General features: G+C 60.2%; 9 protein-coding genes. 4 read left to right on the top strand and 5 right to left on the bottom strand.

The window, feature by feature from the left end; translation table 11 throughout:
- Positions 1-101: 101 nt before the first annotated feature.
- The 4 genes from H7H48_RS10280 to H7H48_RS10265 form a co-directional block, all read right to left on the bottom strand.
- Positions 102-1451: an FAD-binding oxidoreductase gene (locus tag H7H48_RS10280; RefSeq protein ID WP_229448960.1), complete on the bottom strand. Its 1350-nt coding sequence runs from the start codon at positions 1449-1451 to the stop codon at positions 102-104.
- A gap of 3 nt (positions 1452-1454) precedes the next feature.
- On the bottom strand, positions 1455-2888 hold the full coding sequence (locus H7H48_RS10275; protein WP_229448959.1) for a UbiA family prenyltransferase: 1434 nt from the start codon (positions 2886-2888) through the stop codon (positions 1455-1457).
- A gap of 222 nt (positions 2889-3110) precedes the next feature.
- Positions 3111-3383, bottom strand: a complete 273-nt coding sequence (locus H7H48_RS10270; protein WP_229448958.1) for a hypothetical protein — start codon at positions 3381-3383, stop codon at positions 3111-3113.
- Between the two features lie 105 nt (positions 3384-3488).
- The gene (locus tag H7H48_RS10265; RefSeq protein ID WP_229448957.1) at positions 3489-5954 is read right to left on the bottom strand and encodes a mechanosensitive ion channel family protein; all 2466 of its coding nucleotides are present in this window, start codon (positions 5952-5954) and stop codon (positions 3489-3491) included.
- Positions 5955-6150: 196 nt separating this feature from the next.
- Here H7H48_RS10265 and H7H48_RS10260 point away from each other — a divergent pair, with 196 nt between their 5' ends.
- From H7H48_RS10260 to H7H48_RS10245, 4 genes are read left to right on the top strand one after another with little or no spacing between them, the layout of a single operon-like run.
- Positions 6151-7410, top strand: coding sequence for a sarcosine oxidase subunit beta family protein (locus H7H48_RS10260; RefSeq protein WP_229448956.1), 1260 nt, complete (start codon positions 6151-6153; stop codon positions 7408-7410).
- 10 nt (positions 7411-7420) lie between these two features.
- The gene (locus H7H48_RS10255; RefSeq protein WP_229448955.1) at positions 7421-7696 is read left to right on the top strand and encodes a sarcosine oxidase subunit delta; all 276 of its coding nucleotides are present in this window, start codon (positions 7421-7423) and stop codon (positions 7694-7696) included.
- A complete protein-coding gene (locus H7H48_RS10250) occupies positions 7693-10686 on the top strand; it encodes a sarcosine oxidase subunit alpha family protein (RefSeq protein WP_229448954.1) in 2994 nt (997 codons plus the stop codon). Before H7H48_RS10255 ends, H7H48_RS10250 begins: the two co-directional genes overlap by 4 nt.
- Positions 10679-11269: a sarcosine oxidase subunit gamma gene (locus H7H48_RS10245; RefSeq protein ID WP_229448953.1), complete on the top strand. Its 591-nt coding sequence runs from the start codon at positions 10679-10681 to the stop codon at positions 11267-11269. The genes H7H48_RS10250 and H7H48_RS10245 overlap by 8 nt, the downstream gene beginning before the upstream one ends.
- Positions 11270-11369: 100 nt before the next feature.
- On the opposite strand, the gene H7H48_RS10240 is transcribed toward H7H48_RS10245, so the two are convergent.
- Complete coding sequence (locus H7H48_RS10240; protein WP_229448952.1) at positions 11370-11954, bottom strand: EF-hand domain-containing protein; 585 nt, start codon at positions 11952-11954, stop codon at positions 11370-11372.
- Positions 11955-12045: the final 91 nt, after the last annotated feature.

Raw genomic sequence — 12045 nt, 5'->3', positions numbered from 1 at the left:
CCTTGTCCGTCATAGCGTCCTCTTGCAAACAAAGCGTGAAGCGCTGCAGAAAAATTGCATCCATTGCGTGAGTTTTTCGGTGCGCAACCGGAACCGGCCATTTATTCGGCAGCATGGCGCCCCCGTGTGGCCCCGGCCGGCAATTGCAGCGCCGTGCGCCGCCAGAAGTCGGAAAGAAATGCAGGATCGCGCAACGCCTCGAGATCGCGCCACCCCGGGAAAGACGCTTCGAACAAATCCGCTCCCATGCGCGCATCCTTATAGGGATTGACCGCACCACCCGCCTCGACCGTCATGCGATCAAGCTGCTCAAACAGGGCATATGTGGACGAGCCGGCATTGGAGAAGTCCAGCGTCAGCGTATAGCCCGGTCTCGGAAACGACAGAATGCCTGGCGAAGCGACATCGCCGAAACGCTTGAGCACGGTCAGAAACGAAGCCTGCCCAGCCTCGCGCGCCGCCATTAGCATGGCCGGAATGGTCTCCCGCGCCGCGTCGAACGGCACCACGCTTTGATGCTGCAGAAGACCTCGCGGACCATAGAGCCGGTTCCAGTGGCGCACGGCATCGAGCGGAAAGAAATAGCTTTGATATGAAGAACGCCGGACGCCTTCCGCCCGTGCCTTGCTCCATGCGAATGCACGGTTGAACAGGGCCAGGGACCAGCGGTTCAGGAGGTTGAGCGGTGGCCGGAATGGAATGACAAGACGGGGGCTGGAAGGAGAACTGTAGACCTCCCCATCCTCCGCATGATTTGCCGTGAGCAGGAACCCCCTGCCCGCATTGGCGCCGGAAGCCAGTTGATCGAGCCAGGCCACAGCATATTCGTTGTTGGTGTCAGCCTCTTCGGCAAGGTCAAAATATTCGCCGAGCCCTGAAAAACCACGCACATGCTCGTTCACATCGGCGGAAGCGACCTTCATCAGCCGGATCGTCGCCTCGACGATGAGGCCGGTCAGCCCCATGCCGCCTATGGTGGCGCGAAAGAGCTCCACGTTCTCCTGTTCGCTGCAATGCCGCGTCTGGCCGTCCGAGCGCAGCAGCGTGAACGAGACCACATTGCATCCGAACGTGCCGCGCCGATGATGGTTCTTGCCATGAACGTCATTGGCAATCGCGCCGCCCAGGGTGACAAACTGCGTGCCCGGCACCACGGCGGGAAACCATCCCCTTGGACCGACATGAGCAATGAGGTCCGACAGCATGAGCCCGGCCTCAGCCGTCAGAATCCCCTTCTCTGCATCGAATGAGAGGATGCGCTTCATGGAGCGCATGTCGATCAGCGCGCCGGCATCGTTCAGGCATGTGTCACCATAGGAGCGCCCATTGCCATAGGGCAGAACTGTCTCAGGCAATCCCCGGCCCGCACGCAGCCGCTCGATCGCGTCTTCAGCGCCGATCGCCTGAGCCGTGCCTTTGCGCACCAATCCGAACGCCCCGAATTCAGTCATGCCTCAGAACCCCGCCGTGAACAGGAGAAGCGCACCAAGCAAACCAAACAGCTGACTGCGCCAGTCACTGATGATGAAGACGATGGGATCGTCGTGCATTTCATCGCGCCGCGCCAGGATCCACATGCGGATCGTGATGTAGAGGACGATTGGGCAAAGCGGCCAGATCAGCCACGGCATCTCGTAAAGATCACGCACAGCGCTACTTTGGATATAGAGCGCCAGAACCATCGCCGAGGAAAAGGCGGAGGCCATACCCGCCTGCGCAATCACTTCCTGATCCTCTGCGCGATACCCCCTCCCCGCAATGCGCTCGCCGGCCGGGAGCTCCGTGGAGCGGAGCTCAACATACCGCTTGACCAGCGCAAGCGAGAGAAAGAAGAACACGGAGAATGCCAGTAGCCAGAATGAGACGCCAATCATGGTCGCCGCGCTACCGGCAAGAATGCGCACCGTGTAGAGACCTGCCAGCGTCAACACGTCAATCAGCAACATCCGCTTGAGGGATAGGGAGTAAGCGGTCGTGGCCACCAGATAGGCAATCAGCACCAGGCCAAAAAGCGGCGGCAGGAAAAGCGCCGTTGCGCCGCTGATCGCCAGAAGCCCGAGCATCGAAGCAAAGCCGAAAGGAATGGAAAGCATCCCGCTAGCAAAGGGTCTGTTCCGCTTCGTGGGGTGCCGGCGGTCCAGTCCGAGGTCGAAAAAATCGTTCAGAATATAGATGGCCGAGGCCGCCGTGCTGAATGAGATGAAGGCCAGGACACAGAGGACGAGCAGCGGAACATTGAAATATTCATGGCTGAGAATCAGCGGCACGAAGATCAGACTGTTCTTCAGCCATTGATGAACTCTGAGCATTTTCACATAAGTCTTGACCGTTGGCTGGGGTGCCGTCAGCAACTCGCCACCATTGACGGCATGCCAGCGCGCGGCGGCGCGATCAGGCGCAACCACGATCGCACTGCGTGCGGCATCGAAGACAGCAACATCGGCGCGGCTATTGCCCGCATAGTCGAATCCGCCATCGCCAAACGCCTCGATCAGCGCGTCACGCTTCATGCCGGATGCCATGTTGCGCCCGGGTTCGGTGGAGATGACTTCGTCAAAGACCCCGAGGTGTTCTGCGATTGCATCCGCGAATTTCTTCGGCGAAGCCGTTGCCAGAACAATGTGTCGCCCGTCTGCCTTGTCTTTGCGTAGCTGTGCGAGCAGATCCTGCCGATAAGGCAGCCCTGCCGCGTCCAGCTCTACACGTGCGGCGATCTCGCATTTGAGCCGCGCCTTGCCGCCCAGCAGCCAAAGTGGAAGGAGAAACAGACACAGCGGCTTCCGGCGCAGGAGCATAAAGAGGCTCTCCCACAGAAGATCGGTCGCAATCAGCGTGCCGTCGAGATCGACAGCCAAAGGCACTGCATTGCGTTCAGATCGCGCGTCCATAAAAGCCCCCCGACGAGATGACCGTTCTTCAAACGGCCATACGCGAAAGGAGCTTCCAAAGTCTGAAGCCATCGATAGACGAGGCAAATGTGCAGACAGAAATCAAAAACAGGCTTAAGGCTTCCCTAAGGACAAGCAGCGAAAACCGGGCGCACAAAAAAACCCCGGCAGGGTCTGCCGGAGTTTTGTTGATGAGGCATTCGAACCTCGAGACCGATACACTCAGCGCACGCGGCCACGGCCCTCGGAAATCTCGACTGTTTCAGAACCGGTCAGCACCTCGCGGTCACCATTGGGCATGGTGACAAAGCAGCCGGCCGCACAGAACTCGATCGTTTCGCCCGCACCCACCACGATCTCCGATTGCGAGCCGCCTTCGGTAACGACGATGGTCTGTGGTTCGCTGTCGCGATTGACCACACTCGCAGCAAAGGCCGAACCGCCGGCGAAAATGAACGTGGTGGCCGCAAGTGCAAATATCTTCATGGTTTTCATCGGTGTTTCACCACCCCTGTAACAGCGGGCACGACTGCCCTTTGGCCCCGTTTATAGAGATTTCAACCTGAACGGCAACTGAACGGCGCATCCAGCTTCCCGCCACTATTCCGGGTCGACCTTGCGTCGGCGCCGCCTTTTGCCTGCCGGTAAATCACCTTGCTCGTCCTCGACACCGTCCGCCAATTCTTCTTCGTTCGGCGTCTCGTCGGACTCCTGCGCCCTGAACAGCCCGGAGCGCACGTGGATATCGCGTTGCGGAAACGGAATTTCGATCCCCTCTGCTTCAAACGCATCGACGATGGCAAAACGGATGTCGTTCTGCACGTTGAGCTGCATGAGGATGTCTGAAAGATAAACACGGATCTCGAAATCGAGAGAGGAATCGCCAAAGCCGGCAAACAGTACGAACGGTTCAGGGTTCTTGAGAACAAGCGGATGGGATCTGGCAATTTCAAGCAGGATCTCGTGTACGCGCCGAACGTCGGACCCGTAGGCAACACCGATCGGTATCTCCATGCGTCCAAGCTTGTTGCGGTGGGTCCAGTTGCCGACGGCCGCATTGATCAGCTCGGAATTCGGCAGGATCACCGACTGGCGCTGAAACGTTTCAATCTCCGTGGCGCGGACGGAAATCTTCTTTACCGTGCCGGACACGCCGCCCGCAACGATCCAGTCGCCCGCCTTGAACGGGCGTTCGGCGAGCAAAATCAGACCCGAAACGAAGTTCGAGACAATGTTCTGCAGCCCGAAACCGATTCCGAGCGAAAGAGCACCAGCCACAAGGGCGAGATTGGACAGATTGATACCGGCCGCCGAGATACCGATCAGCGCAGCGATCACCAGCCCCACATAGCCGATGCCGGTGCGGATGGAATTGCGCACGCCAGAATCCATGCGGCTGCGCGCCATCACCTTGCCGTCGAGCCAGCTCTGGAACCAGCGTGTGACGAAATAGCCAATTACAAAAACGAGTATACCGGTGAGGATTCCCACGATGGAGAATGAGAGAGAGCCGACCTGTATCCTGCCGGCGATACGATAGCTCCACGCCGTCAGATCGGCCCATCGGAACCCCCACTGCAGAAGGATGAGCGGGACGCCGATCAGGATTACGATCATGTTGATCAGCATGCCGGTGACAAGGCCGAGCTGGTCAAGCGCGGTTTCATCGAAAGCCGTGTAACGCTCCAGCCGCCGTGCCAACCAGGAATTGGCGAACGCGCCCTCCGACGTGATCGCCCCTGCCGTCAGGAAGCCGATATACATCGTGGCGATGATCGCGCCCGTGACCACGGCCTGCTGGGAAAGGAACCGCGCAAAGCCGATATAGCCGAGCATCGCCGCGATGATGATGGCAGCCCCCAGAGCGAACAAGAGATAGCGGAACTTGAGTGGCCATGGCTTCGGATTGCCCTCCTCGTCATCCAGAGGACTGACGCCGCCAATCGCCATGATAAGCAGTCCCACAATGACGGTCGCCACGAGGCTGGTGGCCACTGTCAGCGAGAGCTGAGAACCGAACAGCGAATAGACCTGGTCCATGAAATAATCGAACCCGGTCGCGATCGCGGTGACCACCGCCAGAACAAGCAGCCATTGAGCTGCCTGAGACCGCACCGGCAAAAGCCGCCAGTTCGGACGTCGCGGCGCAAGAATGGCGCGCGCCAGGCGGTAGACGAAATAGACGAGGATGATGACGGAAAAAAGCGACCAGAGAAGCGGTTGAATATCAGTTCGGAGAAGACTGAAATAATCCAGAAAATAGTAGGTCGATGCCAGAAAAACCCCGATCGACAAGGACGGGATCAGGGTGGAAAAGAGCCCCACCGAGAGACGGCTGAGATAGGTGGGTTCTGCCTCGGTGGGATCCGGCTCTACGAAATCGCCAAACAACCGCCGCCCCCCGAAAAGCAGCGTAAGAGCGGCAATCGTTGCCAGTGTGGTGGCAAGCAAGAGCGATTTCAGGCGATATTTGAACACGAAAGAGAGCCAGGCGGAAACCCGCTGATAAACACGCCCGACCTCTTGTGCGAACTCCCCGGCAACGTCCGCACTCAAGGCGGCCGAAACGTCGTAGCGGCGTGAAAGCGTCCGTGTGAAGAGGTCACGACGCAGTTCTGCAATCCCATCGACGACACTGTTGATGCGAACGGAAAGCCTCTCGGCATCGCCGATCAGCACGTTGAAACTCGCCTTCTCGTCGAGCAGGCGGGTGCGTTCCCGCGTCACCTCCTCCGGTTCTGCCGGTTCGCCCTCCTTGCGCGGTTCCCCCAATTGTTCGAGACGCGTATTGATCTCAGAAAGCCTCGGACGAAATGCCAGGCTGGCATCGAAGACTTCCCGCGCCAGCTTTTCCAACTCAACCCGGACCGAGACGAGTTCGCCATCGTCCGTGGCCTGATCGTCGATCTCCTGTTCCAGACCGTCGACGGTGGCTTCGATTTCAGAGAGCTTTTCGCGTTGCGTCGTCAGGAAGTTTTCCGGTCCCTGAGCCAACGCCGGCGCAAGGCTGGCCAGCTGGAAAACGAGGCACAGGACGACCGGCAAGGCGCGAAATGTCAGCAACATGTCTAGCAGTCTTTTCAGAATCATACGCAATCGGAGATCGGCTTTAATCAGAGAACATTGCCTGAGCCACGCCTGCGCAGCAAGCATAGGGCCGTGCCGGAGTCGGGTCTGTGAAAAGCCATGGCGCTTTATTTGCCTCCAGTGTCCAGCCTGTCCTATAGCTTTGGTCTGGGTCTGGCAAAAAGAATGGCGGCGCATGGCGGAATATTCAGCTCTTTCGCTTCTGAAAAATGCCTTATCGGGCAATCGTGACTGGAAGCCGGCTTGGCGCAAGCCCGATCCCAAACCGAGCTATGATGTCATCGTCATCGGTGGTGGGGGCCATGGGCTCGCAACTGCCTATTATCTTGCAGCCGAACACGGCATCACCAATGTGGCCGTACTGGAAAAGGGTTGGCTGGGCTCCGGCAATATCGGTCGCAACACGACGATTGTACGCTCCAACTATCTCTTACCCGAATCCCTTCGTTTCTACGAATTTTCGATGAAACTCTGGGAAAACCTCTCCCATGAGCTCAATTACAATGTGATGTTCTCCCAGCGTGGCGTTCTGAACCTCGCTCACAGTCCGGGTCAGGCCGACGCTTTCATCCGCCGGGGCAATGCGATGCGCCATAGCGGTGTCGACGCCGAGTGGCTCACGCCGCAGCAGATCGCACGCAAGGTGCCCGGTCTCGACACGTCAAAATCGGCGCGCTTTCCGGTCGTCGGCGGACTTCTTCAGCCACGCGCGGGCACCGCACGCCACGATGCGATCGCCTGGGGTTATGCGCGGGCAGCCGATCGCCGGGGCGTCGACCTGATCGAGAATTGCGAGGTGACGGGCTTCCTGCGCACCGGCGATCAGATCACGGGCGTTTCCACCACAAGAGGCGAGATCCGTGCAAAAAAGGTTGCGCTGGCCGTGGCCGGCAGCACCAGCCGCGTGCTGCAGCGCGCGGGCATTGAGCGATTTCCTATTGAAAGCCATGTTCTTCAGGCCTTCGTGTCAGAAGCCATCAAGCCCTTTGTCGACTGCGTCGTGACCTTCGGTGCCGGCCATCTTTACATGTCGCAATCGGACAAGGGCGGGCTGGTTTTCGGCGGCAGCCTGGATTTCTACAATTCCTACGCCCAGCGCGGAAACCTGCCCACGGTCGAGGATGTGATGAGCGAAATCTGCGCCATGTTCCCCTCCGTCGCACGGCTGAGGCTTCTGCGCTCCTGGGGTGGCGTGATGGACATGTCGATGGACGGATCCCCGATTATCACCAGGGGTCCCCTGCCCGGTCTCTATCTCAATTGCGGCTGGTGCTATGGCGGCTTCAAGGCAACACCAGCCTCCGGCTATTCCTTCGCATGGACCATCGCAAAGGACGAACCCCACGCCATCAACGCGCCCTTCACGCTCAGCCGCTTCGAGCGCGGTGCCGCAATCGATGAAACGGGTCACGGCCCAATACCCAAACTGCATTGAGGGGAATGCCATGCTGATCGACTGCCCCCATTGCGGCCCTCGCGACCTCGCCGAATTCTCCTATCAGGGGGATGCGACGCGCACCCGACCCGACCTTGCCTCGACTGACACGAAGGCCTGGCTCGACTATGTCTATCACCGGCCGAACCCGGCCGGACGGCACCGCGAGTTCTGGCAGCACGCAGGTGGGTGCCGAGCGCATCTGGTGGTGGAACGCGACACGCTGACCCACGAGATTTTCACGGTCTCCTTCGCCCGAAAGACTTCTGGCGGAGACGCCGCATGAGCCCGCGCCGATCCACTTCCGGCGGGTTGATCGACCGTACCCGCACCGTCCGTTTCACCTTCGACGGCGAGAACCTGTCCGGCCATGCCGGCGACACTTTGGCCTCGGCGCTGCTCGCCAACGGTGTTTCGCTGATGGGTCGCTCCTTCAAATATCACCGCCCGCGCGGTGTCTTCAGCGCCGGTGTCGACGAACCGAACGCGCTCGTTACGCTGTTGCGGGGAGGCGTGCGCGAGCCCAACATTCCTGCCACGCAGATCGAAATCTATGACGGTCTGCGTGCGGAAAGCCAGAACCGCTTCCCCTCTCTGGCATGGGATCTTGGAGCGGTAAACCAACTCGGCGGCCGGCTGATCGGTGCGGGCTTCTACTACAAGACCTTCATGGGGCCGGTGATCGGGCCACTCAAGGGTACGCGCTTCTGGATGATGTGCGAACATTTCATCCGCCGTGCCGCCGGTCTTGGCAGAGCCGATTACGAGGCCGATCCTTCACGCTACGAGCGGGTGAACGCCTTCTGCGACGTTCTGGTGGTGGGCGGAGGCATCGCCGGCCTGATGGCAGCCGAGGCTGCGGCAAAGGCCGGAAAGCGCGTGATCCTCGCCGAACAGGAGCCTGTCACGGGCGGCTTTGCGCGCTGGTCCGGCGAAACCAATGAGGGAAAACAAGCCCACGAATGGGCTTCAAACCTGACAGCACGGCTAGCCAGCCTCGACAATGTCCGCCTTTTAACGCGCACAGCGGTCTGGGGCTATTATGACGGCAACACGTTGGCCGCGCTCGAACGCGTCCACGATCATGTGGCCCGCACGCCGAAGGGACACCCACGCCAGCGGCACTGGACGATCCGCGCAACGGATGTTGTGCTTGCAACGGGTGCGCTTGAACGCCCGATCGTCTTTCCCGGCAATGATCGTCCGGGTGTCATGTTGGCCGGCGCCGCACGCCGCTATGCCGCGGAATTCGGCATTCTGCCGGGAAACAGAACGATCTTTTTCACCAACAATGACAGTGCCTATGAGGCGGCAGCCACCATCAAGCGGGCTGGCGGCCATGTCGCAGCCATTGTGGATGTGCGCGCGAGGATCAGCAGTGCCGCCAGCGAACTTGCCACCGCAGCGGGCGTTTCGCCGCTCACCGGACACGCCATCGTGGGCACCAAGTGCGGCAAGACGCTTTCACGCGTGTTTGTTCAAGCGTACGATGCGGCATCCGGTACGCTGTCGGGAGATGCCAGACCGCTCGAGTGCGACAGTCTGGCGGTTTCCGGTGGTTGGCAGCCCGTTCTTCATCTGGCGAGCCAGGCTGGCGCAAAGCCCGTCTGGGATGAGGAAAAACAGGCCTTCCTGCCACCCGAGCCAACACAACGGTGGGCAGGCGCAGGCGCATTCCTCGGTACATTCGGCACTGTTGACGCCCTTGGAAGCGGCCGTGATGCGGGCCTCAAATGTGCTGGCAAGCGCCCCTCACGCGGCAAGCTGCCCGAGATCGCGCCTGAACCTCTCGACCTGACGCCAGCCCCGGTTCTGGAAATTCGCGGAAAAGGCAAGGCTTTTGTCGATTTCCAGCACGATGTGATCGCCGATGATGTGCGGCTCGCCCACCGCGAAGGCTTTGTCAGCGTCGAGCATCTGAAGCGCTATACCACGCTCGGCATGGCGACCGATCAGGGCAAGACATCGAATGTGCCCGGCCTCGCCATCATGGCGGCGGCCCGCGGCATCACGATCCCCGAGGCCGGTACCACGCGCTTTCGACCGCCCTATTCGCCGGTGGCCATCGGTGCGATGGCCGCGGAACGTTATGGCGATCTGAAGCCAGAGCGCTATACCCCCATACATGACTGGCATGTGGACCACGGTGCCGAGATGACGCCGGCAGGTCTCTGGCATCGCCCACTGGTTTATGCCGCTGCCGGCGAAACGGTCGAACAGGCTTACATCCGCGAGGCAGCGGCGGTGCGCCGCTCCGTGGGCATTGTCGATGTTTCCACACTGGGCAAGATCGCGGTGAAGGGACCCGACGCCGCCACCTTCCTCGATCGGGTCTACACCAACACTTTCTCCACGCTGAAAGTGGGCAAGGCGCGCTATGGCCTGATGCTGCGCGAAGACGGCATTGCCTTTGACGACGGCACCACCTGGCGGCTTGGCGAGACCGACTTCCTGATGACCACCACCACCGCCAATGCCGGCGCGGTGATGCAGCATCTGGAATATTGTCTCGACATTCTCTGGCCCGAACTCAAGGTCCATCTCACCTCGGTGACGGACCAGTGGGCCGGCGCGGCCATTGCCGGGCCGAAGGCGCGCGCCGTGCTGGAGCGTTGCGTTACCGGAACCAGGGTCGACAATGAGACGCTGCCTTTCATGGGCATCGTGCATGGCGAGATCGAAGGCGCACCCGTCATGATCTGCCGCCTCTCCTTTTCCGGCGAGCTTGCCTATGAGGTCTATTGCGCTGCCGGTTACGGAACACTCATATGGGAAGCCTTGATGGAGGCGGGCGAACCGTTCGACATCACCCCCTATGGGATGGAAGCGCTCGGTGCATTACGAATCGAGAAAGGCCACGTGACCGGAGCCGAGATTGACGGGCGAACCACCGCCCGCGATCTCTATCTCGACTGGATGCTGTCAAAGAAAAAGCCCTTCATCGGTTCGGGCCTGATGGACCGCCCGGCCCTCATCGACAAAAACCGCCTCAGGCTTGTCGGCGTCATCTCTCTGGATGGACAAAAGCTTGGCGGAGGTGCGCATCTGGTTGAGCGTGGAACTCCGGACGAGCCCGGCGAAAGCATCGGCCATGTGACAGCCTTCTGCTACTCACCTGCGCTGCAGAAATATATCGGCCTTGCGCTTGTCCGGGGTGGCAAGGCCCGCCATGGCACGCGAGCGTATCTGTCTGATCCGCTGCGCAAGCGTTTCGGCCAGGTGGAAATCGTCAGCCATCATCTCTTCGATCCTGATGGAGAACGCATGCATGGTTGAGCGCGCATCACCGCTGGGCAGCGATTTCCGCCCCGGCTCCTATGGCGACTTTGTTGAAGGGACCGGTGTGACGATTTTGGAAGCCCTAAAGGGATCGATCGTCGAGGCCAGCGCCTGGCCTGGCGAGGAAAAGACGCTGGCGGAAAATCTTTCCGCCATCTGCCGTCTAAAACTTTCAGCTTCACCGGGAAGCGGCGCTGCCAACCGTGAAGGCACATGCGCCTTCAACATCGGCCCTGGCCGATTTATCGTGAGTGGTCAGGGCGAGGCTCTGGCCGGCGTTATCATTGCCGCCATTGATGAGAGCGTGGGAACCGTGACCGATCTCTCCCATGGGCGCGCGGTGTTCGCGGTTGAAGGCCCCAAGGTCGAATGGGTTCTTGCCAAGCTTTTCGCGCTCGATTTCAGCCTCTCCGCCTTTCCCGTCCACACCGGGCGGGCCACAGCGCATCACGACCTGTTTGTTCAAATCCAGCGCCGTGGCGAGAAACGCTTCGAGCTATATGTCTTCCGCTCATTTGCGCGGGCTTTCGCCAAAACGCTCCGCCGCGCATCCGAAGATGTGGGCTATGCTATAAGATAGGCCCGGCGCGGCGACACCGGACCTATCGGCCGGCTCGCGGAGCACCCACGAACCGGTTTTATTATCCCGAAGGCACGTTCGGCGCCTCCGGCGGACGTCGTCAGCCATTATCGCCGTCAGGAGCCATTTCCGCCGGCGGATTGCCCTGATGCATTTCACCGCGCGGGCCACCTCTGTGGTCACGCTTGTGGTGCATCATTTTTTCGTGGCGTCCGCCACGCTCCCCCGCCATCTGGCGGAAGCCACGACGCATTTCGCGCTGGTCGACTTTGCCATCGTCATTGGCATCCATCAGCGCAAAGCGCTTTGCCTGCTGGCTTTCAATCTCCGCGATCGTAACGGTGCCATCACCATCGATGTCGAGACGCTGTGCAGCGCGTTTCGCCCGCCGCTCGGCCATGCGCTTCATAGCCATATCCTGAAGTTCGGCTTCAGACAGCACGCCGTCGCCATCAGCATCGGCGGCCTTCAAACGCTCGATATGAACAGAGGAAAACTCTTCGATGGATAGGTTCCCATCGCCGTTGGTATCGATGCGGGAAAACCCCCGCATCATCTTGCCGCCTTTCATTCGCTCTCCTGCAGCCGGCGGTGCAGCTTGGTCGGACGAAGCTTCCTGAGCGATCGCAGCAGAACCGGCAATCAGGCTCAGGGCCACGGCGGACAAAAGAATCTTGTTTTTCATATCAGTCTCCTCGTAAGGGGCGCCGCCAGGGAAATGCGGCAGGGAACGAGGAGATAGTCGCCGATCTCACATTACGACGACCTTGCCGGGA

This window comes from Nitratireductor sp. B36 (assembly GCF_020833685.1).
Taxonomy (GTDB): domain Bacteria; phylum Pseudomonadota; class Alphaproteobacteria; order Rhizobiales; family Rhizobiaceae; genus Nitratireductor.
Note: the sequence above shows the minus strand (reverse complement) of the source record. Positions and strands in the feature narration are given on the sequence as shown.